Below are 23,176 nucleotides of genomic sequence, written 5' to 3'. Positions count from 1 at the left end.
GTTTCAGCCCGCCTTGTCTTCTTGGCCGCGCTTCAAGCCGCGGACCACCAAACCAATTTCGGACCGGCTGATCCCGATGTCCTTCAGGAGGGCATCCTCCATTGCCGCAAGGGTCCGTTCCGCCATACGGTGAACCCGGTAGTCCCGGAAAGAGCGGTAAGCTGCTCGCATTATCGACATTGCAACGCTCCATGATTAACGCCGCGGAATGCAGCGGTGCCGTTGCATTTAAACCATCCCTGTTTCAGGCGTTTTTCCGCGCTGAACGCGAAGTGTTTCGTTTGTTTCAGCGCCGAGGAGCGCTTCCCCGGTGGTGTGAATTCCGAGCTGCCAGAGGCGCGGGAAACCACCTTCTTTCTTGGCGCTGGATCGTGAAACCGGCGTCCGCGATCAGCCACGCTGGCTCGCGCGTCAGATGCCAGCCGCCGGCAAGCCAGCCCCACAGTCCGACAAGACGCCCTTGCAGCGTGCTCGGGGAGCGGAGTTTCGCCGCCGCCATGCTCTATGAACACCAGCCGCCCGCCGGCCTTCAGGACGCGGCGGAACTCAGCCAGCGCGCCGTTCGGGTGCGGGATCGTGCAAAGCGAGTAGGTGAGGACCACGGTATCGGCCATAGCATCAGCCAGGCGCTTCTGGTCTGCATTCTGCCGCCACTCATTGTTTGACATCCATGGCTCGGCAACCGACGGCATCAACCTGCGGACCTTATTGGTTCGGACAGTTTCTCATCGGCATTTCGATTGGCTCTCGCTTCAAGAGGGAGGTGGTCTTGCGGCTTCCTCGCGTCTTCGTCAGCAGCGCGGTTTTCATTCTGATCCTTGCCACCTTGCTTTTCGGTTATGCTGCCCTTCTGTGCTGGCTAACGGGACTGGACCTGGCCAGTGCGACCCTCGGCGCCTCGCCTGGCGGCCTGGTCGAAATGGCCATCACCGCACAAACGCTGCACTTGTCCGTCGGGCTTGTGACAGGGTTTCATGTTGTCAGGGCATTTCTCGTCAACGGATTCGCGACGAAGTTTTGGGTAGAATTTCATCGCGTCGGATTGTTTACCGGCCTGGACTGGATCGCCAGCAGATTAAAGAGACATCGATGATGCATCGAGAGACCGGCAGGTACACGAACCGAGCCGACGAAATTTCCTTTCAGCGGAAGGGATAGGCTGAAGACGGATGCAGCAGTCCAGGCGCGAACGCAGCGTCCCACAGCCGTCACTTTGTGGAGTCACTGCGCGTCGCCACCGCGTCCTTGACGGCATTCGCAAGGTTGGCGAGGATTCTCCATTCCTGCTTGAGACCTTCGAGCGTCGCCTCAAACGAACGGGTGCGGGTAGCCCGGGCACCGGCATGGCTCGCGACAGCGTGCGAATAGAGATCGACGGTCTGCTGCGCGGTCGAAGATTGTGAGTAGGAGGCCGCAGTAAGTCTGGCTTCTTCTTGCAGTGCTGCTCGGCCCGGCGGAGTGAGCGCGCGGACTCTGGCGAGAGCCTTGGAGAATTGGCCTGGGGACGCATCGGCTGACAGGAGATAGCCGTTCTTTCCGGTGCGTACCACTTCACGGACTCCAGGTTCATCAAGCCCAACTACCGGAACGCCGGTCGCCATCGCCTCGACGAGCACAAGACCCTGGGTTTCGGAACGCGACGAGAAGGCGAAGACGTCCATGGCGGCATAGACGTCGGCCAGATCGGCGCCTTCGACCACGCCTAGCAGATGGCACCTGTCCTGAAGACCCGCCTCGTCCAGCATGCGGCGCATTTCGGACGCTGACGCACCGTCGCCGGCGACGACAAAATGCGCGCGCTCATTTTGCAAAAGAAACAGGCAAACCGCTTCAGTGAGGTAAGTCAGGTTCTTCTCCGGCGCCAGCCGGCCTACGTGCCCGACGATGAAATCGGTTTCCACTATTCCCAACCGGCTCCGCAATCTCAGCCGATCTCCATCGGCGAACCTGGCCAGATCAATGCCGGTCGGGATTGTGGTGATCGGTTTGGTGACGTCGTGGTGGCGCAAGAGGTCGGCAATGCTGTGAGTTGGAGCGATGATATGATCGCACAGGTCACAGTAGCCAGCCGCCAGGCTGAGCACGAGCCGTTGGAGGACCGGTGCATCCTGCGCAACGTAGTGGCCGTAGAGTTCGTAGCGGGTGTGATAGGTAAATATCGTCGGCAATGCTCGCGACGCCGCGGTGCGAAGGGCGGTGTCGCCGAGAAGAAACGGGTGGTGCGAATGGACGACATCCGGTTCGAAGGCGTTCAGTGTCTTCTCGAGCGAGCGGGTGAACGGAATCGGCACTGAAAAATCGCTGCCGTTAAAATTCTGGATCGCAGGGACACGAAGGATGTCGCTTTCTGATCGAGCTGCTTCCGCATAGTCCGGCGCGACGATCAGGACTGCATGCCCCAACTCACGCAGCATTTCCGACAACGACGCAACGCTGTGTGCAACGCCGCCGACATGCGGGCTGAATGTGTTGGTAAACATCACAATGTTCATGCAGGGCCTGTCGAGTACCGCGCCTATCGATCGAAGGGAGGTAGCCTCCAAAGCAATCGCCGCGTCCAGCTTGTCGAGCCATCGGATGATCGAAATCCGATCTTCCACAGTCCGGACTCCCTGCGACAACCAGGCAGCAAGTTTGGGAGCCTGGCGCTCGGACTAAACCTTGACGTTGCCGTCAAGGATCACCTTACCATCCTGAACATTAACGCGGAAAGCATGAGCTTCGGCCTCGCGCTTCAGCGCTGACTTGTGCGTTTCTTGATGTAGGAAACTAGGGGCCTGGTGTGCCGAGCAAATACCAACTCGTCCGACCGCGCTCGTGACCTCTAGGACCGCGTCAAACGCCTCGCTTCGAGAACGAAGATCCCTCCCTCCTGTTCGCCGAGGTCGGCAAGAAGTGACTCTCGAAAACCCGAAACCAGAATCAACACAGTCCGTCAAGAGCCGACATTCGGCGGACTTCGGGGAAGTCTGAATCACGTCAATCCCGGCTGCCAGATCGAAAGCGGTGCCCCAAAGCGAAATTCGACTCCCCACTTTTTCGTAGACGCCGGCGATACCGCCAGACGGTCTGCCGCCCGCCGCAGGGTAATCCATGCGCTAAGTCGGGTTCTCCAAGCGGTTTGTTTTGCGCCACTCCTCATACTCCCCGCGGGCATCGTCATGCAGCGGGTAGTAGCGCTGCAACGAACCGCCTCCCATGAGTTTCACTCGCGAGAACTCCTCCCAGTCGTGATGCTTCTGCGATTCTTCGATTACCTTTGCGGCCATCGCGACGGGGAGCACCACCACGCCATCGTCGTCGGCGACGATGATGTCGCCGGGGATCACCGTGACCCCGCCGCAGGCAATCGGAACGTTGACGGCATTGGGGTAGATGCTGGTCTGCACATGATAATTTGGCGTCCAGCCGCGCAGCCATAGGGGCAGATCGAGCTTTTCAACATTGGGCCGGTCGCGCATGCACCCGTCGATGACGATACCCGCGCCGCCTCTGCCTTTGAAATACGTCGACATCATATCGCCGAAGACGCCCGAGCTCATGTCGCCGCGCGCGTCGACCACGACCACATCGCCCTCCTGCGCGTGATAGAGCACGTGCCGATGCAACTGCGTCTCCGGATCGGCATATTCTCCCTCGGTGAATAGATCCGGCCGCTGTGGCATGAACTGCAGCGTCAGCGCCGGCCCGACGATCGACTTCCCGTGGTTTTGGGCTACCGGTCCGACCATGTGCGGATTGCGAAATCCCATGTGGCCAAGGGTGCCGGCAACCGTCGCGGCGCCGATCTCCCTTAGCGCGTCGATCAGGTTTTTTGGCGGCCGCGTGATGTCAGGAGCATGTGTCATCGTGGACTCCGGTTGAAAGAGAACTACCAGTTCGTAACGGAACCGTCGCGGCGCTTAAGGTGAGGCGCTTCCCAGAAACGAAAGCTCTCCGCCTGGACCGCCTTTTCGTCGACCTCGACGCCTAGCCCCGGCAGGTCACTGACCGGATAGTCGGCGCCATCGAGTTGTGGTTGCACCGGGAAGAAGTCGGAATTGTCGAAGCCCAGCTTTCTTTCGGGCGCCCTGGTCTCGAGCCACGCGAAGTTGGAGACCGCGGCAGCGAGATGCATGGTCGCGGCCGTGCACACCGGGCCAAGCGGATTGTGCGGCATCAGGTCGACGTAGTGCGCTTCGCTCCAGCCAGCGACTTTCATCGCCTCGGTGAGTCCGCCGACATTGCAAACATCGAGCCGGTTGAACTGGTGGATGCCGCGTTCGATATAGGGCAGGAACTGCCACTTGCTGGCAAATTCCTCGCCGATGGCAAAGGGGATGTCGGTCATCGTGCGCAGGGATTCGTAGGCCTCCGGTGTCTCGTCCCGTATCGGCTCCTCGAGGAAATCAAGCACGCCGCGGCCGAGCTTGTTGCAAAAGCTCGCCGCCTCCGCCACCGATAGCCGATGATGATAGTCGATGCCGAGGACGACGTCGTCGCCCAGCGCCTCGCGCGCCTTGTTCATCATACTCGCGGTGGCGCCGATCGACTCGCGCGGCTCGAAGATGTCCCTGCCGTTTTGCCCGACGGGGAAGAAGCGGATCGCCTGCCACCCTTGCGCGCGGAGTTCGCGGGCTCGTTCTATGGCGACATCCCCCTCGGCCTCGTCTCCGGTCGAGGCGAAGGTGGGGACGCGGTCGCGCTGCTTGCCGCCCAGCAGCTCGTAGACAGGCACCCCCAGCGCCTTGCCCTTGATGTCGTGAAGGGCGATGTCGATGGCGGAAATCGCCGCCTGCAGAACTCGGCCGCCTTCGAAGTACTGGCTGCGATAAACCTCCTGCCAGATCCGGCCAATCTGCATCGGGTCGCGGCCGATGAGGAACTCGCGATAGTGCTCTACCGCGCCGGCCACGGCCTTCTCGCGACCGCTCAAGCCGCTCTCGCCCCAGCCGAAGATGCCTTGGTCGGTCTCGACCTTGACGAGCATCTGGTTGCGCGTTCCTACCCATACTGGATAGGGCTTGATCGCGGTGATCTTAAGCTTCTCAGTCATCTACGCCCACGTTCCACGCGCCGCCCTATCTCAGTTGGCCGTGAGGGCCATTTCAGTTTCGCCGTCGAACAGATGCATCCGCTCCTGATCGAACTCGAGCCAGATCTGTTCGTCAGGTGCGACGGCGATGTTGGGAGGCACGCTGATGTTGACGATGGCGCCGGAGAGGAACGCCTGCACGAAGGTGACGTCTCCGGTTGGTTCCACCGTAAAGGCCTTGGCCGGAATGGCACCGGGGACCGCGCTGTTGTGCAGCTTGATCGTCGAGTGTCGCGCTCCGAGCACGACCTTCTTGGTCGTCGCCCTCTGGACCTTGCGCGCGTTGAGTTGCGACAGCTCGAGGCTCCAGCCTTCCGCGCTAGTCAACACGGTGTTGCCGTTTGCCGTCGATGCCTCCAGCGGAATAAGGCTCATCGCCGGGCTGCCTATGAAGCTCGCGACAAACATGTTCACGGGATGGGCGAAAACCTGCGCCGGCGAATCGTATTGCTGCAGATAGCCGCCGTTCATCACCGCCATCCTGTCTGCCATGGTCACGGCCTCGAGCTGGTCGTGCGTTACATAGATGATCGTCGCCTTCAGGTCCTGATGGAACCGCTTTATTTCGGACCGCATCTGCACGCGCAGTTTGGCATCGAGGTTAGAGAGCGGCTCGTCCATCAGGAACACAGCGGGGTCGCGGACGAGGGCACGGCCCAGGGCCACACGCTGCTGCTGCCCGCCCGAAAGTTCGCGCGGCTTGCGCTCGAGCAAGTGCGTCATGTCGAGCACTCGCGCCGCTTCCTTGACCTTCCTGTCGATCTCGTCCCTCGGGAGTTTGCGCATCTGCAACGGGAACGCCAGGTTCTTGTAGACCGATTTCTGCGGGTAGAGCGCGTAGTTCTGGAACACCATTGCAATGTCGCGGTCCTTGGGGTCGAGGTCGTTGACCACTCGTTCCCCGATGACGATGTCGCCCGATGTGATTGGGATCAGCCCCGCGACGAGATTAAGCGTGGTTGTCTTGCCGCAGCCCGAAGGGCCGACGAGCGCAACGAATTCGCCGTCATTGACCGTCAACGAAACGTCGTTGACGGCTTTGAAGCTGCCATAGGTCTTGACGAGATCTTTGAGGACCACGTGGGCCATCGGCAACTCCCTAATGCTTGACCGCGCCTTCTGTGAGGGCGCGTACGAAGTATCGTTGCAGGACGAGGAACAGCACCACGACGGGCACGCTCATCATAAAGCTGGCCGCCATCAGGCCCGGAAAGTCCGTCGTATTTTCCGAGAAGAAGCGCTGGATGCCGACCGGCAGTGTCAGCTGTTCGTTCTTGGAGAGGAAAGTGTAGGCGTAGATGTACTCGTTCCACGCGCCGATGAAGGAATAGATCGCGGTGGCAATGATTCCCGGCGTCGAGAGCGGCATCACGATCAGGATGAAGGCCTGGAACCGCGTTGCCCCATCGATGCGCGCCGCCTGCTCAAGCTGCACCGGGATGTTGTCGTAAAAGCCCTTGAGCAGCCAGATCGCCAGCGGCAGGCCGAAGGTGAGATAGGTGAGGATCAGCGAGCCATGCGTGTTCACCAGCCCCAGCACGCGCATCAGGATAAAGAGCGGCACGAGAAAGATCACCGCCGGGAACATGTTGCGCAGCAGCACCGAGAAGAACAGGAAGTTTCGGCCGGGGAAACTGAAGCGCGAAAACGCGTAGGCCGCAGGGACAGCCACGATCACCGAAAGGATTGTCGTGACGGTCGAGACGAAAAGGCTGTTCCAGAAGAAGCGGAGGAAGTCCTGACCGACGCTGTTCTGCGGATCGAGCAGCTTTTGATAGCTGGCGAGGGTAGGCTGGTCCGGCCACCATTGCGGGGGAAATTGCATCGCCGCGAACCCGGACTTGATCGAAGTGATCAGCATCCAGATCATCGGCAACGCGGTGTAAAGCAGCATGAAAACGAGAAAGATGCGCCCGGCCCACCGCCATCCGTCGACACGCATGCGGCGCCGGGTCTGACCTCGAGGGGCTGTCTCGACAATCGTGCTCATGCGCTCCCTTCTTTCCGCTCGTTGCCGCTTAGCGCACGGACGTAGAAGTAGCCCAGCGTCATCAGGATGAGGAACAGGAGCACCGAATAGGCCGATGCCACGCCCCAGAGCTGTCGGCCGAAGGCGAGCTCATAAATGTGGGTGATCCAGATATGCGATGCGTTCGACGGCCCGCCGCCGGTCATGATCCAGGGGATGATGAAGGAATTGAAGTTGGCCACCGCGAGCAGCAGGATCGTCACTGTCGAGACGTTGCGCAAATGCGGGAAGGTGACGTGCCAGAAGCGCTGCCATGCACTGGCTCCGTCGACTTTTGCAGCGCTCAGCAACTGTTCGGGGACTGTCTGCAGGCCGGCCATCATCATGATCATGGCAAACGGAAACTCGCGCCAGATATTGACGACGATCAGGGATGGCAGCACCGTGCTAACGCTGTCGATGAAATTCGGCGGCCGGTCGGCCAATCCGAGGCCGACCAGCACTGCGCCGATGATCCCGAAGTCCGAATGGTAGATCCACCTCCAGATATAGGAGGCGGCGACCGCGCTGATGACCCAGGGAACGATCAGGATAGCGCGCAGGACACCACGGCCGATAAAATCGCGGTGGAGCGCCAGCGCGGCGGCAAACCCCAGGACAAAGGAGATGAAAGTGGATCCCAGTGTCCAGATCAGAGTGTTCCAGGTGACTTTCCAGAACACACGACTGGCGAGGATGGTCGTGTAGTTGTCGAAGCCGATAAAGGTCTTGTCGCGGAGCTGTAGGCCGGGCGGCGTCTTAAAGAACGACAGTTCGATCGTGTAGTAGATCGGATAGGCGATGACGATGAGCATCACGGCGATCGCAGGGAGCACGTACGCGTAGTCGGCGCGATGCTCCCATATCTTCCGCAACAGGCCGGATTTACCGGGTTGCAATATTCGGCGAGCCTCGGCCTTGCCGGTCACGATCGTCACTGTGGCGTGCCCTCGTTCTTCGGAACGAGCCGGCTGCACTATCGGCGCAGCCGGCCAGATCCAGGTCAGGCTTGGACTAGAGTCCGCCCATCAGGTCTTTGACCCTCTGGGCCGCGTCGTCCGCTGCCTGGTCGACGGTCATCGCTCCGGTCAGGGCATTCTGCAGCATGTCCGGGACGATGATGTTCATGATCTCGGGGGACTGCGGCAGCGCTGGGAACGGGATGCCATATGGTAGCATCGAGGTCGTCACATCGAGGAACTCGATGTTGTCCAGACGTTCCTTCATCCATTTGGTCTTGAAGCCGTTAAGATTGCCCGGGTTCGAGCCGGCGTAGGCCATCTTCAGCGACCATTCAGGGCTCGTCCACATGCAGATGATAGCCTTTGCAGCCGGCTCGTCTACCTTGCCGCCCTCGACATATTCGGGCTTCAGGATGTGAATGTTCGAGCCGCCGAAGACGACGGCGCGCTTGCCGTCGGGGCCAGTCGGAATCAGGCCGTAGCGCATGTTGTCGATGACGGTCTGCGCCTTGTCCTTGTCGGTGCCCGTCGCCTTCTTCTGCAGGTCGAGCATCACGTCGTAGTCGGACGGGTGCGAGATCATCATGCCAAGCTGGCCGGCGACGAACAGGGGCTGGTTATCGGCCTGCTGGTTGGTGAGTGCCGAAACCGGAACCGACTTGTCGCGAACGTACATGTCGTAGGAGGCTTGCAGCGCCGCCTTGCTCTGCGGGCTATTGAGCTCGACCTCCTCATAGGTCGGGTTCGCGGTTGCTTCGTCGAAGACTCCGCCGCCATAAGCCCATAGCTGTGGCATGAAACGGTACGGCGTATTGCCGGCATTCTTGCGAGCCACGAGGCCGTAGCCGGCAATGCCGAGCTTGTCGTGGATCTGCTTGGAATATTTTACGACGTCGTCCCAGGTTGCCGGCGGCTTGTCCGGATCGAGGCCCGCCCGCTTGAAGATGTCGGCGTTCCAGATGAACGCCATCGTCTCGTTGTTGGTCGGAATGCCGTAGGTTACGTCCTCCCAGGTTACGGCCTTCATGGCGCCGGGCCAGAAATCATCGGTCGAATAGCCGACATCTTCGGGTTTGAGCGGTTCCAGATAGCCCTTTGACGCGAACTCGGTACCACCCAGGATTTGCAGGCGGACCGCCATCGGCGCGGCATTGCCCAGGAGCGCCGTGCGGAACTTGTCGAGAAGGTCGTTATAGGTGAGGGCTTGTTCCTCGAGCTGGATGTTCGGATAGGTCTTGCGGAAGGTCTCGAAGAATTCCTTGTAGTACTGGCGCAGGAGGTCGGGGTCACCCTCGAACACGCCCTGATACCAGAAAGTCAGCCGTCCCTTGTAGTCGAGCGGGGTGACCTTGGCGCAATCGGCTGCCGTGTCAAAATCCTGTGTGCCGGCAATGGAGCGCACATATTCCGGCGACCACTTGCTCAGGTCGACCGGCGGCGCACCGAGTGCCGATGTGGACATCAGCGATGCCATCAAAGCAGTGGCGACAGTGCCGCGCAGGACCGCACTGCCGAGCGTAATCCTCGTCATAGGTATCCTCCCTGGTTCTCCATGCCGCCCTGCGCCGAGGCAAAGCGGCCTAGCTCGTACGACCGCGGGACGCCTCCCTATTCTATGTATCCCTTCGATCACCTTGTACGTTTTCAGATCGTGGATTGCCTGTCAACGCATAGGATCGTACATTGTTTGTGGAAACCGTGTGTGATATCGGGCAGAGTATGTACTGAATAGGGGAGCGGGCCTTGGCCGAAATAAGCGATTTTAAAGCATGCCACCGGCTGAGATTGACCCCATAGGGGCCTCCAGCGAGGGCGCCTCAGTTTACGAACTGATTAGGGAAGACATCATCGAAGGACGGCTCGTCGCCAACGAACGGCTTGTGGTCACCGACCTCGCCCGGCGTCATGGCACCTCGACCAACCCCGTGCGCGAGGCCCTGCAACTCTTGCGCGGGGAGGGTTTTGTCATATTTCTCCCCAACCGCGGGGCGCGCGTCCGACCCATAGATCAGGATTTTGTGCGGGATATCTATGAAATCGGTGTTCTGATCGAGCCGGCCTTGACGCGATGGTTTGTGAATATGGCGACCGGCGAGGACATCGCCGAACTCGAACGTCTCCAAGGCCTGATCGAAGAGAACAACTTCGCCGACACGTTCAGGCACAGCGAGCTGGATACGGCTTTCCACACCGTGATGTACCAGCGGCACTATAACCGCCATGCCGCCGAACTTTGGTGGAAGCATCGCGAAGTGCTGCGAGCCGTGAGCCGGCGTTTCAACTTCACGCTTGCACGGCGTGCCGCGATCATTCGCGAGCACCGCGAACTCATCGCGCTCGTAAAGGCGGGAGAGGCCGACAAGGCGGCCGAACTCGTTTCTCGCCATGTCGAGGGTTCGGGCCGGCATATTCTCGAACAGATGCGAGCGCGCAACGCCGCTCGGGCCGGATAGAATGTCCAGTCCAAAACATCGTTAGCCCGACCCTTTCGAAAAAGGTAGTTGAGATGAAAATCACGAGCATTCGGCCGTGGCTGATCAAGTCCGATGCTTCCTATTGGGGAGAGTTCCTGTTCGTCGAGGTGACGACCGACGAAGGGGTGAGCGGCTGGGGAGAGATCACGACAACCACAAGGCTCGCCAACCGCGCCCTGTGCACGATCCTGCGGCAGATCGGCATCGCCGTGACAGGCGAGAATCCAGCTCATATCGAGCGTCTCTGGCACAAGATTTTCCGCAGCTTCACCTACATGGGCAGCCGCGGCGCCGCCGTCGAATGCGTGAGCGCCATCGATATAGCCCTCTGGGATATCCGGGGCAAAGTCCTCGGTAAGCCGATCTACGAGCTGCTGGGCGGACCGGTGCGCGATGAAATCGCACTCTATACCCATCCTAACCAGGCCAAATTCACCAGCAAGGAGGCTGTGGTCCGCGAAATTTTGGACATCGTCGAGTCCGGACACACAGCGCTCAAGTTCGATCCTTTCCCCCACCAGGGCCGCACCGCCGATGGCCTGTCCCGCGAACAGCGGGACGGTTACCTCGATGGCAGCATGACCCGCAAGGACGAGCGCGAAGCGGCCGAACTCACGGCGCTGATCCGCGAAACGGCGGGGCCTGACATCGACATTCTTATCGATGCGCATGGCCGCTTCGACGTTCCCTCCGCCATTCGCCTCTGTCGGAGCCTAGAGGAAGCCGGCCAGATCGACTGGTTTGAGGAGCCCTGTCCGCCCGAGAGCCTTAACGCACTCAAGCAGGTGCGTGAGAAGGTCAGTGCCGCGATCTCGTGGGGCGAGCGCGGCCACACGAAATGGGATTTCGTGCCGGTACTCGAGAACAAGCTCGCTGACTACATTATGCCTGACGTGACCTGGACCGGCGGCATTACCGAACTCAAGAAGATTTCCGCCCTATGCGAAGCCTACTACATTCCGGTCTCGCCGCATGACGCCGCTGGGCCGATCAACGTGGTTGCGGGAGCGCAGGTGATGATGACCGTTCCCAACTTCTACAAGCTCGAAACGTCGGAGTGGAACCTGGGCAAATACGATCACCTCATCGACAGACCTCTCGACGTTTCGAACGGCAGCCTGAAGCTGACATCGAAGCCTGGTCTGGGTGTTGAGATGGACCGCGACTACCTGCAGGCCCACGAGATCGAGCTGGGCTAGTTTAGGCCTGCCCACGAGCCCAGCTGACCAGAACGAGGACTGATCATGCCAAAAACAGATGGGGCCGACGAGGCGCTCAATCGGGTGAACACGGACTCCAAGCCGTCCGACCTTCGCATCACCGACATGCGGGTTGCCGAAATCGTCGGCGCGCCGTTCACCTCGGCGCTGCTCAAGATTTACACCAACCAGGGAATCGTGGGGCTTGGTGAGGTGCGCGACGGCGCCAGCGCGACCTACGCGCTGATGCTGAAAAGCCGGCTGCTTGGCGAGAACCCTTGCGACATCGATCGCCTGTTTCGCCGTATCAAGCAGTTTGGCGGGCACGGCCGGCAAGGCGGCGGCGTCTCTGCGGTGGAAATCGCATTGTGGGATCTCGCCGGCAAGGCCTATGGCGTCCCGATCTACCAGATGCTCGGCGGCAAGTTTCGCGACAAGGTGCGCGTCTATTGCGATACCGACGCCGAGAAACCGAGCGGCACCGAAACCGGAAAGCGTCTCAAGGAGCGCATGGACCGTGGTTTCACCTTCCTCAAGATGGACCTGGGTTTGATGCAGATCGCCCATGTCCCGGGCGCCGTGGCCGCGCCCGCCGGCGCGCTTGAAGGGTTTCACGCCAATCCACGCGGCCGTGGCGGCGCGCTCGAGGAGCGCAAGGCGCGCAATCTCGCCTACGATGCGCAGAACGTGCAGCACCCGTTCACGGGCCTGCATTTCACCGAAAAGGGTATCGACCTGCTCGAGCAGTATATCCACGAGGTCCGCGAGGTGATCGGATACGAGATCCCGCTCGCCATCGACCATGTCGGCCACATCTCGCTGCAAGACGGCATCCGTCTCGCCCGGCGGATCGAGAAATATGCACCGGCCTGGCTCGAGGACGTGATCCCCTGGCAGTACACTGAGCAGTATCGGCAGTTGCAGCAGGCTACGTCCGTGCCGATCTGCACGGGTGAGGACATCTACCTCAAGGAAGGCTTTGAGCCGCTGCTCAACTCAGGCATCTCGGCCATCCATCCGGACTTGCTGACCACCGGCGGCATCCTCGAGACCAAGAAGATCGGCGACGCGGCACAGGACCATGGTGTCGCCATGGCGATCCATATGGCGGAAAGTCCAATCGCGGCAATGGCTGCGGCGCATGTCGCGACCGCGACCGAAAACTTCATGGCGCTCGAATATCACTCCGCCGATGTCGACTGGTGGGACGATATCGTCACCGGCGTTCCCAAGCCGCTCGTCAAGGACGGCTTTATCACTGTTCTGGACAAGCCGGGCCTGGGGATTGACGACGTAGTCGACGAGGTAATCTCGCTGCACCTGCAACCGGGGGTCACGGGGATATGGCAATCCACCGAGCATTGGGACAATGAATATAGCTGGGACCGGACCTGGAGTTAGCCCAGACCCCTTCCCTCATTCCCCCGGGCTCACAGGGCCAACGACCGACCATTCGTGTCGACCTCTCCCAAGGGAGAGGCGAAGAAAGAAACGGACGAAACCATGATCTACGAACTGCGTATCTATGACTGCCTGCCGGGCAGGCTGCCGGCTTTGCTCAAGCGCTTTTCCGACCAAACGCTGGCCATCTGGGAGAGGCATGGCATCCGCCAAGCCGGGTTTTTCACCACGGCGATCGGCGAAAACAGCAATCGCCTCACCTATTTCCTCGCCTGGGAATCGCTGGCCGAGCGTGAGGCGAAATGGGCGGCTTTCGTCACCGATCCGGCATGGCACAGAGCCCGGGACGAGTCTGAGCGCGACGGGCAGATCATTGCCAATATCAGCAGCCAGTTGCTCACGCCGACAGCTTTCTCGTCTGTGAAATAGGACTGCGCCATGAAGATCACCGATCTCCGCTGTGCCGTCATCGGCAAGCACCCCATCGTTCGCGTCGTCACCGACGAGGGCCTCTATGGCCTGGGCGAGGTCGAGTACACCAAGCCCTACCTCAAGCCCTGGGTGCTGCATTTCCGCGAGGCCCTGATCGGCGAGGACCCAACCGACGTCGAGCGGGTGATGCTGAAGATCCGCCAACGCGGCTCTTTCAAGCCCTATGGCGCGGCGGTGAGCGCTATCGAGCATGCGCTATGGGACATTGCCGGCAAGGCTGCAGGCGTGCCGGCCTACAAACTGCTCGGCGGCAAAGTGCGCGACAAGGTGCGCGTCTACAACGGCTCGATCCGCCAGAAACGCACGGGCGACCGGCCGGAGGACTACGCCGCTGATGTCAAATGGATGATGGAGCAGCCTCAGAACTTCTTCATGGTCAAGCAAGGAATCTCGTTCCACTCCAATATGAAGGACACTATCGAGGGCTTCCATTACGGCGTGACGCAGAAGAAGGCAGGCTATCACGGCGCCATGGATCAGGGCATGATCAGCGAGCGCGGTTTCAATCACATGCTCGACTGCGTGATCGCAATGAAAGAAGTGCTGGGCGACAAGGTCAGCCTGGCGCTCGACTGCGGCCCGGGCTGGATGCTGCCGGATGCGATCAAGTTCGCTCGCGCGGTCGAGAAATACAATTTGATGTGGCTCGAGGACATGCTGACCGGCGACTATGTGCCGTGGGTCAATCCGCAGGCCTATCGGGAGCTGACCACCTCCACCTCGACGCCAATCCATACCGGCGAGCAGATCTACCTGCGGCACAATTTCAAGGAGCTGATCGAGACGCAGGCGGTGCGCGTCATTGGTCCCGATCCTGCCGATATCGGTGGCATAGCCGAGCTCAAATGGGTGGCCGAGCACGCCTATATGCACTCGATCCTGATGGCGCCGCACGGCACGGCGAACGGCCTGCTCGGCCTCGGCGCGCTGATCAATGTCTGCGCCACGTTGCCCGCCAACTACGTGGCTTTCGAATATCCCAGCGCTTCGGACCCGTGGTGGAGCGACATCGTCATTGGCCTGCCTGAGCAGGTCGTGAAGGACAGCATGGTGGACCTGCTGGAAGCGCCGGGGCTGGGCCTCGATATCGACGCCGAAGCAACCAGGAAGTACCTCAGGGAAGAGGACGCGGGCTTCTTCGACTGAACCATTCTCGCCGGCATCTGCCGCGCTCGACCCGACTAGCGACGTTTTCCTACATCGACCTGCGCTGGATGTTCGTTAACAACAGCCAACTGTCGCGCAAATCAGGCGGGTGCTCTGTCTGGAATGCAAGCTCAAAGCATGCGTGGTTTATCCCCATTGCGCATTTACGCTTTTGTCGGCGTTGATCCCGAAAGGTCAATCACGTGGGTCCCACTCTTCAGGGTTTGTGTGGTCAGACTTGATACTAATCACCTAGCCGGAATGAACTGTCTCCCTTCTCCCGGAACGGCCAGTGGTTGGCTGTTTTGCTCCCGAAAAAATCTCCCTCCGCTGCAGGCCTGACTGATCGCGTTACGCGCTTAAGCGAAACCGAGTGACGTCGATGGCCGCGGCCATGAGCGTCTGCGTGTAGGTAGCTTGCGGATTGCTGAAGATCGCCTCGGTCGGCCCTTCCTCGACGATCTTGCCTTGCTTCATGACGATGATGTAGTCGGCCATGGCGCGCACGACGGCGAGATCGTGGCTGATGAACAGATAGGACAATTCATGGTCGGCCTGCAGCTTGCGCAGCAGCTCGACGATCTGCTTCTGGACGGAGCGGTCGAGCGCCGAGGTCGGCTCGTCGAGCACGACCACCTTGGGCTTGAGGATCATCGCGCGCGCGATGGCAATGCGCTGGCGCTGGCCGCCGGAGAATTCGTGCGGGTAGCGATTGCGCGCATTCGGATCGAGTCCGACTTCGCGCAGGGCCTCGACCGCGCGCAGATCGCGCTGCCTGCCCGACAGGGTCGGCTCATGCACCAGAAGCCCTTCGGTGATGACCTGGCCGACGGTCATGCGCGGCGACAGCGAACCGAAAGGGTCCTGGAACACGAGCTGCAATTCACGCCGCAGCGGCCGCATGGCCTGACGGTCGGCGGAGGAGATATCGCGATCGCCAAAGCGGATGAGGCCATCACTTGGCAGGAGCCGCAGTAAAGCCCGGCCGAGCGTCGATTTTCCCGAACCGGATTCGCCGACGATGCCGATGGTCTGGTTCCGCTGAAGGCGGATCGAAATGTGATCGACCGCGCGCAGCACCAGCGGCTCTCCGGCAAGAAACCCGCCGCCGATCTTGAAGTTCACCTCGACATTCCTGCCTTCGAGCAGGACAGGCGCGTTTGGCGGTGGCGGCGCCTTGGTTCCGGTCGGCTCGGCGGCCAGCAGCATCTTGGTGTAGGCATGCTGCGGGTTGACGAAGATCGCTTCCGCATCACCCTCCTCGACGACTTCGCCGTAGCGCATGACGTAGACGCGGTCGGCAAAGCGCCGGACGATGCCGAGATCATGGGTGATGAAGACGATCGCCATGCCGAGCTTGCGCTGCAGCTCGGCGAGCAGCATGAGGATCTGCGCCTGGATCGTCACGTCGAGCGCCGTCGTCGGTTCGTCTGCGATCAGTATGTCGGGATCGTTGGCCAGCGCCATGGCGATCATGACCCGCTGTCGCTGGCCACCCGACATTTCATGCGGGTAGGATTTCATCCGCCGTTCGGGATCGGGAATATGAACCAGCCGCAAGAGCTTGAGCGCCTCTTCGCGTGCTTGCGCCGCACTAAGCCCGCGATGCCGGCGGATCGGTTCGATCAGCTGATTGCCGATCGAATAGAGCGGATCGAGCGAGGTCATCGGCTCCTGGAAGATCATGCTGATCTTGCGGCCGCGGACCTTGTTCAACTCGGGCTTGCTTAGGGTTAAAAGGTTGCGGCCGCGATAGTCGACGACGCCTGTCGCCTCGCCGTTCGAGGCCAGCAGGCTCATCGCTGCCATCATCGTCTGGCTCTTGCCGGACCCGGATTCACCGACCACGGCGACGGTTTCGCCTGCATTGACGTGGATGTTGATGCCCTTGACCGCCTCGACCACGCCGTCGAGCGTTCGAAAGCGGACGCGAAGGTCTTTAACGTTGAGGATCGTTTCGGAAGCGTCCATCTCAACGATCCCTAGGGTCGAGCGCATCGCGCAGGCCGTCGCCAACGAAGTTCAGCGCGAACAGCGTCGAGACGAGAAAGAAGGCAGGGAACAAGAGCAGCCAGTTGGCGGTGCCGATGTTCTTGGCGCCGGTCGAGATCAGTACGCCCCAGCTGGTCATCGGTTCCTGCACGCCAAGCCCGAGGAAGGACAGGAAACTCTCCAGGATGATGACATGCGGCACCAGCAGCGTCATGTAGATGACCACTGGGCCAAGCAGGTTGGGAATGACGTGGCGGATCAGGATGCCGCGCTGGCCGATGCCCATCGCCTCCGCCGCCTGGACATATTCCTGCCGCCGGATCGACAGCGCCTGACCGCGCACGATGCGCGCCATGTCGAGCCAGAGCACGGCGCCGACCGCAAGGAACATCAGCACGAAGTTCCGGCCGAAGAAGACCACCAGCATGATGACGAAGAAGATGAACGGCAGCGAATAAAGCACATCGACGATGCGCATCATCACCTCGTCGACCTTGCCGCCGGCAAGGCCGGCAGTAGCGCCATAGAGCACGCCGATGACGCCGGCGACGACCCCGGCGAGCAGGCCGATGGCCAGCGAGATGCGCCCGGCCATCAGCGTCCGCGACAGGAGATCGCGGCCGGTATTGTCGGTGCCGAACAGGAAATACTGCTGCCTGATCGAAGCGCTCATCACCGCTTCAAGGCCGTCAGGCGATTTGCTCTCGATCTTCGTGTTGTCGAAGGCATCGGAACGGTCGAGGTAGCGGACATTGCGGTCGTCGATCGGCTTGGAAGATGTGACGGTGACGAAGATGCGATTGTCTTCCTGCCGCCACTCCTTGATGTCGACACGCATACGCTTGATCGCCTCATTGAGCGCCGTTTCGATCTTGTCGGCCTTCGGATAGGCCGAGAAGCTCGGCGGCGTGCGCACATAGTCGGCGTAGATGGTGGTGTATCGATGCGGCACCAAAGAGGGCCCGAACACGCTGAGGAGCGCGATGAAGGCAAGATAATACAGGCTGAACATGGCGGCGCGATTGGCCTTGAGGCGCGCCCAGGCATCGGCCCACAGGGAGCGGCGACGACGGCCGGAACGGTGGCTGCGATGTCAGTCATAGCGCACTCTCGGATCGACGAAGGCGTACATGATGTCGACGATCAGGTTGAAGACGATGGTGAACAGAGCGATGACCACCACGGTGCCCATGACCAGCGTGTAGTCGCGGTTGAGCGCAGCCTCGACGAAATAGCGGCCGATGCCGGGAACGGCGAAAATCGTCTCGACGATGATCGAGCCGGTGAGCAATGCCGCCGCCGCCGGGCCGGTGAAGGAGACGATCGGCAGAATGGCGCCGCGCAGCGCATGCTTGACGACCACCGACCAGTCCGACAGACCGAGCGCGCGTGCGGTGCGGATGTGGTGCGAGCGCAACGATTCGATCATCGAGCCGCGCATCAGGCGGGCGACGATGGCGATCTGCGGCAAAGCGAGGGTCAGCACAGGCCCGACCTTGTTGAGGAGAGCGCCATCCCCCCAGCCGCCGATCGGCAGCAGCTTCCAGGTCAGACCGAACAAAAGCTGGATCACTGGTGCGATGACGAAGGTCGGGATAGTGCTGCCAGCGGCAGCCAGCGCAATCACCGAATAGTCGGCAAGCTTGTTCTGATTGAGCGCGGCAATGGTGCCGAGGAGACTGCCGAGCAGCAGCGCCAGGATCAGGGCCGAGGCGCCGATCTGAATCGAAATGGGCAGCCCCTTGGCAAACAATTCGGTGACGGTGAAATCCGGCATGTTGTAGCTCGGCCCGAAATTGCCGCGCAGCAGATTGCCGAGATAGTGGACATATTGCAGCCAGAGCGGATCGTTCAGGCCAAACTGCGCTTCAAGATTGGCCTTGATCTCCGGACTCAGGCCCCGCTCCTGATTGAATGGCCCGCCCGGCGCGACGCGTATCAGGAAGAACGCCATCGTCACGATGACGAACAGCGTCGGAATGGCGGTCAGGAGCCGCCGAAATACGTAACGCAGCATCGGTTCCCCGCTTTGCTAGCAAACCGGAACCGCCGCCCTAACTCATGACCCCGAACCGAACCGAAGGTTCGGAAGGGGCCATGCGCAAAATCAAAGCGTTACAGCGTCCTTTGCGCGTCCCGAAGGACGCGCGGCGCTGCAAAAGAGCGGCAGTTCGGCCAAGGAAAATCAGTCCTTGGAGATGAAGCGCGACGGATGCACGTCCATGACGTTGTCCTCGAAGCCATGAAGCTTCGGAGAAACGATATCGTGATAACTATAGTAGAGAAGCGGGATGTTGCCGACCTCATCGACGAGGATGCGCTCGGCCTTGGCGAGTTCCTTCATGCGCTCTTCGGGCTTGCCGCCGGCGGCTGCCGCCTTGTCCATGGCCTCCTCGTATTTCGGGCTGTTGTAGACCGAATAGTTGTTGCCACTGGCCTTGCGGGTGATGCCGAGGAAGGTTTCCGGATCCTTGTAGTCCGCAATCCAGGCGGCACGCGCGACGTCATAGTCGCCCTTCTGCTCCAGGAAGGAGTAGTGGGTCTTGGTGTCGGTGTTGAGCAACGTGATTTCGATGCCGAGCGGCTTCAACTGTTCCTGGATGGCGACCGCGGTGTTCTTGTGGTTTTCCGAAGTGTTGTAGCGGATTTCCATCTTCAGCGGATTCTCGGGCGTGTAGCCAAGCTTCTCAAGCACCTTCTTGGCTTCGTCCTCGCGGTCGATTTGCGACATCTCAGCATACTTGGCCATTGCCGGCGTGTAACCCTCGATGCCCGGAGGCACCATCGAATAACCGGGCAGCATCGAGTTCTGCCAGACCTTTTCGGCAATGAAGTCGCGGTCGATTGCCATGGAGATGGCGTTGCGCAGCTCGACATTATCCCATGGGGCCTTGTCGGTCTTGATCGCATAATAGTAGGTGCCGAGATACGGCCCGACGCGGATTTGATCGCCAAACTTGGCCTTGAGATCGGCGAGCTGTTCGGTCGGGAGATCATCGTAGCTGTCGAGTTCGCCGGCCTCGAAGCGCTTCATCGCCGACGAGCGGTCTTCGGTCGGGATAACGTTGACGGTGTCGATCTTGACGGTCGCAGCATCCCAGAATTTCGGATTCTTGACCAGTTTGATGTGGTCGTTGGGAACCCACTCCGCCAGCGTAAAGGCGCCGTTGGAGACCAGGTTGCCCGGCTTGATCCAATCTGCGCCAAGCTTTTCGATGGAAGCCTTGTTGACCGGATAGGCCGCCTGGTGGGTCAGCATTTCGAGGAAGTAGGGCGTGGGCGCCTTCAGCGTCACTTCCAGGGTACTTGCGTCAATTGCCTTGACGCCCATCTCCTCGGGCTTGGCCTTCTTGGTGTTCACCTCCTCGGCGTTCTTCACGGGATAGAGCATCGAGGCATATTCGGCGCCGGTGGCCGGGTCTTCCAGCCGCTGGAAAGAGTAGACGAAGTCATCTGCCGTCACCGGGCTGCCGTCCGACCAGACGCCGTCCTTGCGCAGCTTGAAGGTATAGACGGTGCCGTCGTCCGATACCGTCCAGCTCTCGGCGGCGCCCGGAATGACATTCGCCTTTTGATCTTGCATGACCAGTCCCTGGAACAGGTCACGCAAAACATTGGCTTCGTAGACTGTCGAGGTCTTGTGCGGGTCGACCGACTCCACTTCGGCGGCGCTGCCTCTGTTATAGACGACCTCGGCGAAAGCCGGCGCGTAGAACGTGCCCGCGGCCAACGTCATGGTTGTGGCGAATACCGTCGCCTTCAGCATATTTTTCAGCATGAAGTTCTCCCTGTCGAGACGGCCCTACAGCTACGCCTCTTGAGTGTTGACGCCCCGAAACCGATTAGATGGCCCCTTTGAGCGCGCCGCCGGTTCCCTTTCCGGCAGCTGGTGGCCAGACAGTAACGTGGAGAATTTTTATTTCAACAGGCTCTAGGGGTCACCCAAAGTAAGGCGCGCCGAGAGCTACCTCGTGGCCGATAGAACAGTAATTGAAACCATAGGCTTGGCTGCGTTTTCTCACTTCGAGATTTTCGTTTCCGGCAAGAAACCTGTCGTCGATTCCACTTTGTCGAAATGTCTTAAGCCGCCTTTAAGCAACCATGGGTTACATTGCACGATGGGCTTCGATAGATCTCACACATCTCCCAACGGGCAAAGGGTATGAACAGCACAGAAAGTAAGGCAGCCGCCACAAAGTGCCAAAAAACACTCCACTTAAGAATAATCTGGCGTCTATGTAGAGAAAATTCCGGCACCTCTGCAATCGAGTTTGCACTGCTTTCGCCCATTTTCATCCTGCTTTTGCTCGGTATGGTTGCATATGGTATCTATTTTGGTGCAAGCAACTCCGTGCAGCAGATCGCGGCGGATGCCGCACGCACGGCAATTGCCGGGCTGAACGAAACCGAGCGCCAGGCGCTGGTGACCAGCTTCGTCAACAACAACGCCAGTGGATATCCCTTTGTCGATTCCGACAAGCTGACCTATCAGGCTAAAGACAGCACGGCCGACGGAAAACAGTTCGTGGTCTCCATCCAATACGATGCCAGCAACCTGCCCGTCTGGAATCTATTCCCGGCGCTGCCCATGCCGGGAAGCACGATCTCACGCAAGTCGACAATACGGGTCGGGGGCATCTGAATGTCGGAACCTTTACTGGGGAGGATCGGCCGGGTTGCTCGCTCAATGCTTGGCGACCCGAAGGCGAACTTCACCGTCATGACGGCGCTGTGCGCACCGTTCGCGCTGGCGCTGGCTGCCTTCGCCATCGATGAAGGTTCGATCTATGTGGAGCGCCGGGAGGCGCAGTCACTGGTCGATCTTGCCGCGATCACGGCGGCTTCCAACATCAACAACATAGAGGCCGCGGTGGTGACCACGCTCGGCGATAACGGAATGCCGGGTATTGTTGTTCAGAAGGCAGGACAGACAATCGTTCCTACTCTCGGAAAAACCGTGGTGTCGGTCACCGCCGGCCGATATTCACCAGAGTCGTCGCTCGGCGTTGACAAGCGCTTCGAGGCCGGCAAGACGCCCTACAACGCCGTCCATGTCGCGCTGCAAAAGATACCCGCCCGCTATTTCGCGAGTTCGCTTATCGCGACTCCGGTGATCGGCACCCAAGCCGTTGCCAGCATAGCGCCGCAGGCGATGTTTTCGGTCGGGTCCAGGCTTCTCAGCGTCAATGGCGGCATCCTGAACTCGCTTCTCAGCGGCCTCCTGGGCGGCAACATTTCGCTCAGCGTCATGGACTACAACGCTCTGATCGCCGCCGACGTCAACCTGCTTTCGTTCTTTGACGCACTTGCCGTTCAGTTGCAGCTGACAGGTGTCAGCTATTCGGAGGTGCTGGCTTCGAAAGCTACGGTGGGCCAGATAGCGACGGCCATGGCTGATGTTTCACCCGTTGGCAGCACCAGCAAGCTTGCTTTGCAGACAATCGCCTCAAGGACCACCAGCACGGTCAAGATACCGCTCAATCATCTTGTCGACCTTGGATCAATTGGCCAACTGGGCCTCGGGCAAAAGTCGGCCGGTTTCTCGGTCGACGCTAGCGCCATGGGCATACTGACTACCGCCGCCGCACTGGCCAACGGCTCGAAGCAGGTCGAGCTCAATCTCGGAGCCACGATTCCGGGGCTTGTCTCCACCACGCTTGCCGTTGCTATCGGCGAACCTGCGCAATTCTCGCCATGGCTGACAATTGGCGAGAAGGGCGCCGTGGTGCGAACGGCGCAGACACGGATCAAGCTGGTGGCGTCGGTCGGCGGCAGCAATGCGACTCTCGGTGGCGGCATCAGCCTCCTGGCCGTCAAACTGCCGCTGCATGTCGAGGTGGCCTCTGCCGAAGCCAAGCTGACCGACATCAGCTGCCCGACGGGGCATCCCGACAGTTTGAAGGTTTCCATTGCCGCACGGCCGAGCCTAGCATCGCTGCACCTTGGCGCCAGCGATGCCGACAACAGCCCCTCCGCCTTCGCCGATTTCAGCAACCCACAGTCGTTTCAAAATGCCGAAATCGCGCAGGTCAGCGTGAAGCTTCTGTTTCTCACCCTAAATCTGATCGGCGTGAATGGCTCTGCGGCCTTCGAGATCACCAACACCGAGCCGACGGCATTGACCTTCAACAGCACCGAAATCGCAAACAAGACGATAAAGACCGCTTCCACGAAAAACCTGACGCAATCTCTTACCACGTCGCTGGTCAACAATTTGTCGCTTTCGGTCAGTGCGCTGGGCCTCGGGCTTGATGTAACCGCGCTGCTTGGAACGGTGAAGCCAGCAGTTGTGGCGCTGCTGAACGGTGTGACTGCACCTGTCGACGAATTGGTTTATAACGTGCTTGCGGCACTGGGCGTGCGTGTCGGCGAGGCCGATGTCCGGGTCTTGGGCGCGACTTGCGGGCGCTCCGTGCTCGTTCAATGAC

General features: G+C 60.3%; 19 protein-coding genes and 2 pseudogenes. 8 read left to right on the top strand and 13 right to left on the bottom strand.

The features are described 5' to 3' along the window. Positions 1-3: 3 nt before the first annotated feature. Entirely contained in the window at positions 4-171 is a 168-nt protein-coding gene (locus RPG13_RS14100; protein WP_280953381.1) for a DUF1127 domain-containing protein, read from the bottom strand. Beyond that, positions 171-668, bottom strand: a complete 498-nt coding sequence (locus RPG13_RS14095; protein WP_245467696.1) for a methyltransferase domain-containing protein — start codon at positions 666-668, stop codon at positions 171-173. Before RPG13_RS14095 ends, RPG13_RS14100 begins: the two co-directional genes overlap by 1 nt. A 2-nt stretch (positions 669-670) precedes the next feature. Between RPG13_RS14095 and RPG13_RS14090 the strand changes: the two genes are divergently transcribed. Next, positions 671-1,093 (top strand): AbrB family transcriptional regulator, encoded by a 423-nt coding sequence (locus tag RPG13_RS14090; RefSeq protein ID WP_095486254.1) that lies wholly within the window; start codon positions 671-673, stop codon positions 1,091-1,093. A 115-nt stretch (positions 1,094-1,208) separates the two neighbouring features. On the opposite strand, the gene RPG13_RS14085 is transcribed toward RPG13_RS14090, so the two are convergent. The 7 genes from RPG13_RS14085 to RPG13_RS14055 form a co-directional block, all read right to left on the bottom strand. Then, complete coding sequence (locus RPG13_RS14085) at positions 1,209-2,600, bottom strand: glycosyltransferase (RefSeq protein WP_095486253.1); 1,392 nt, start codon at positions 2,598-2,600, stop codon at positions 1,209-1,211. 498 nt (positions 2,601-3,098) lie between these two features. Then, positions 3,099-3,848 carry a ribonuclease activity regulator RraA gene (locus tag RPG13_RS14080; protein ID WP_128284676.1) on the bottom strand — a complete coding sequence of 250 codons (750 nt, stop codon included), beginning with the start codon at positions 3,846-3,848 and terminating at the stop codon, positions 3,099-3,101. 23 nt (positions 3,849-3,871) lie between these two features. Then, positions 3,872-5,035, bottom strand: a complete 1,164-nt coding sequence (locus RPG13_RS14075; protein ID WP_126103144.1) for a mandelate racemase/muconate lactonizing enzyme family protein — start codon at positions 5,033-5,035, stop codon at positions 3,872-3,874. A 30-nt stretch (positions 5,036-5,065) separates the two neighbouring features. Beyond that, on the bottom strand, positions 5,066-6,163 hold the full coding sequence (locus RPG13_RS14070; RefSeq protein WP_128284675.1) for an ABC transporter ATP-binding protein: 1,098 nt from the start codon (positions 6,161-6,163) through the stop codon (positions 5,066-5,068). 10 nt (positions 6,164-6,173) lie between these two features. Next, entirely contained in the window at positions 6,174-7,064 is an 891-nt protein-coding gene (locus RPG13_RS14065) for a carbohydrate ABC transporter permease (RefSeq protein WP_126103146.1), read from the bottom strand. Next, positions 7,061-8,020 carry a carbohydrate ABC transporter permease gene (locus tag RPG13_RS14060; protein WP_126103147.1) on the bottom strand — a complete coding sequence of 320 codons (960 nt, stop codon included), beginning with the start codon at positions 8,018-8,020 and terminating at the stop codon, positions 7,061-7,063. The genes RPG13_RS14065 and RPG13_RS14060 overlap by 4 nt, the downstream gene beginning before the upstream one ends. Before the next feature lie 76 nt (positions 8,021-8,096). Next, a complete protein-coding gene (locus tag RPG13_RS14055) occupies positions 8,097-9,575 on the bottom strand; it encodes an ABC transporter substrate-binding protein (RefSeq protein WP_126103148.1) in 1,479 nt (492 codons plus the stop codon). 212 nt (positions 9,576-9,787) lie between these two features. On the opposite strand from RPG13_RS14055, the pseudogene RPG13_RS14050 reads away from it, so the two are divergent. The 5 genes and pseudogenes from RPG13_RS14050 (at position 9,788) to RPG13_RS14030 (ending at position 14,756) form a co-directional block, all read left to right on the top strand. Then, positions 9,788-10,497: pseudogene (locus RPG13_RS14050) on the top strand (GntR family transcriptional regulator). A gap of 53 nt (positions 10,498-10,550) precedes the next feature. Beyond that, the gene (locus tag RPG13_RS14045; RefSeq protein ID WP_337125331.1) at positions 10,551-11,717 is read left to right on the top strand and encodes a mandelate racemase/muconate lactonizing enzyme family protein; all 1,167 of its coding nucleotides are present in this window, start codon (positions 10,551-10,553) and stop codon (positions 11,715-11,717) included. Between the two features lie 45 nt (positions 11,718-11,762). Next, on the top strand, positions 11,763-13,118 hold the full coding sequence (locus RPG13_RS14040; RefSeq protein WP_128241563.1) for a mandelate racemase/muconate lactonizing enzyme family protein: 1,356 nt from the start codon (positions 11,763-11,765) through the stop codon (positions 13,116-13,118). Between the two features lie 102 nt (positions 13,119-13,220). Further along, on the top strand, positions 13,221-13,547 hold the full coding sequence (locus RPG13_RS14035; protein WP_095486584.1) for an NIPSNAP family protein: 327 nt from the start codon (positions 13,221-13,223) through the stop codon (positions 13,545-13,547). A 9-nt stretch (positions 13,548-13,556) separates the two neighbouring features. Continuing rightward, positions 13,557-14,756 (top strand): mandelate racemase/muconate lactonizing enzyme family protein, encoded by a 1,200-nt coding sequence (locus RPG13_RS14030; protein ID WP_128241564.1) that lies wholly within the window; start codon positions 13,557-13,559, stop codon positions 14,754-14,756. A 351-nt stretch (positions 14,757-15,107) separates the two neighbouring features. Here the strand turns inward: RPG13_RS14030 and RPG13_RS14025 are convergent, their stop codons facing one another. The 4 genes and pseudogenes from RPG13_RS14025 to RPG13_RS14010 form a co-directional block, all read right to left on the bottom strand. Next, the gene (locus RPG13_RS14025; protein ID WP_128241565.1) at positions 15,108-16,727 is read right to left on the bottom strand and encodes an ABC transporter ATP-binding protein; all 1,620 of its coding nucleotides are present in this window, start codon (positions 16,725-16,727) and stop codon (positions 15,108-15,110) included. Between the two features lies 1 nt (position 16,728). Beyond that, positions 16,729-17,849 (bottom strand): annotated as a pseudogene (locus RPG13_RS14020) (ABC transporter permease). Then, positions 17,842-18,765, bottom strand: a complete 924-nt coding sequence (locus tag RPG13_RS14015) for an ABC transporter permease subunit (protein WP_095486240.1) — start codon at positions 18,763-18,765, stop codon at positions 17,842-17,844. The pseudogene RPG13_RS14020 and the gene RPG13_RS14015 overlap by 8 nt, the downstream one beginning before the upstream one ends. A 168-nt stretch (positions 18,766-18,933) precedes the next feature. Continuing rightward, positions 18,934-20,526, bottom strand: a complete 1,593-nt coding sequence (locus RPG13_RS14010) for a peptide ABC transporter substrate-binding protein (RefSeq protein WP_095486239.1) — start codon at positions 20,524-20,526, stop codon at positions 18,934-18,936. Between the two features lie 384 nt (positions 20,527-20,910). On the opposite strand from RPG13_RS14010, the gene RPG13_RS14005 reads away from it, so the two are divergent. Beyond that, the gene (locus RPG13_RS14005; protein WP_095486238.1) at positions 20,911-21,390 is read left to right on the top strand and encodes a TadE/TadG family type IV pilus assembly protein; all 480 of its coding nucleotides are present in this window, start codon (positions 20,911-20,913) and stop codon (positions 21,388-21,390) included. Beyond that, positions 21,391-23,175, top strand: a complete 1,785-nt coding sequence (locus RPG13_RS14000; RefSeq protein WP_337125330.1) for a pilus assembly protein TadG-related protein — start codon at positions 21,391-21,393, stop codon at positions 23,173-23,175. It abuts the gene before it with no gap. Position 23,176: the final 1 nt, after the last annotated feature.

This window comes from Mesorhizobium sp. ISC15 (assembly GCF_037162615.1).
In the GTDB taxonomy this organism is placed as follows: domain Bacteria; phylum Pseudomonadota; class Alphaproteobacteria; order Rhizobiales; family Rhizobiaceae; genus Mesorhizobium; species Mesorhizobium mediterraneum.
Note: the sequence above shows the minus strand (reverse complement) of the source record. Positions and strands in the feature narration are given on the sequence as shown.

Bases quoted from the DNA above. Each gene is read 5' to 3' on its own strand.
- RPG13_RS14100 (WP_280953381.1), bottom strand. From the start codon at position 171: ATGCGAGCAGCTTACCGCTCTTTCCGGGACTACCGGGTTCACCGTATG.
- RPG13_RS14095 (WP_245467696.1), bottom strand. From the start codon at position 668: ATGTCAAACAATGAGTGGCGGCAGAATGCAGACCAGAAGCGCCTGGCT.
- RPG13_RS14090 (WP_095486254.1), top strand. From the start codon at position 671: ATGGCTCGGCAACCGACGGCATCAACCTGCGGACCTTATTGGTTCGGA.
- RPG13_RS14080 (WP_128284676.1), bottom strand. From the start codon at position 3,848: ATGACACATGCTCCTGACATCACGCGGCCGCCAAAAAACCTGATCGAC.
- RPG13_RS14075 (WP_126103144.1), bottom strand. From the start codon at position 5,035: ATGACTGAGAAGCTTAAGATCACCGCGATCAAGCCCTATCCAGTATGG.
- RPG13_RS14070 (WP_128284675.1), bottom strand. From the start codon at position 6,163: ATGGCCCACGTGGTCCTCAAAGATCTCGTCAAGACCTATGGCAGCTTC.
- RPG13_RS14065 (WP_126103146.1), bottom strand. From the start codon at position 7,064: ATGAGCACGATTGTCGAGACAGCCCCTCGAGGTCAGACCCGGCGCCGC.
- RPG13_RS14055 (WP_126103148.1), bottom strand. From the start codon at position 9,575: ATGACGAGGATTACGCTCGGCAGTGCGGTCCTGCGCGGCACTGTCGCC.
- RPG13_RS14045 (WP_337125331.1), top strand. From the start codon at position 10,551: ATGAAAATCACGAGCATTCGGCCGTGGCTGATCAAGTCCGATGCTTCC.
- RPG13_RS14040 (WP_128241563.1), top strand. From the start codon at position 11,763: ATGCCAAAAACAGATGGGGCCGACGAGGCGCTCAATCGGGTGAACACG.
- RPG13_RS14035 (WP_095486584.1), top strand. From the start codon at position 13,221: ATGATCTACGAACTGCGTATCTATGACTGCCTGCCGGGCAGGCTGCCG.
- RPG13_RS14030 (WP_128241564.1), top strand. From the start codon at position 13,557: ATGAAGATCACCGATCTCCGCTGTGCCGTCATCGGCAAGCACCCCATC.
- RPG13_RS14025 (WP_128241565.1), bottom strand. From the start codon at position 16,727: ATGGACGCTTCCGAAACGATCCTCAACGTTAAAGACCTTCGCGTCCGC.
- RPG13_RS14015 (WP_095486240.1), bottom strand. From the start codon at position 18,765: ATGCTGCGTTACGTATTTCGGCGGCTCCTGACCGCCATTCCGACGCTG.
- RPG13_RS14010 (WP_095486239.1), bottom strand. From the start codon at position 20,526: ATGCTGAAAAATATGCTGAAGGCGACGGTATTCGCCACAACCATGACG.
- RPG13_RS14005 (WP_095486238.1), top strand. From the start codon at position 20,911: ATGAACAGCACAGAAAGTAAGGCAGCCGCCACAAAGTGCCAAAAAACA.
- RPG13_RS14000 (WP_337125330.1), top strand. From the start codon at position 21,391: ATGTCGGAACCTTTACTGGGGAGGATCGGCCGGGTTGCTCGCTCAATG.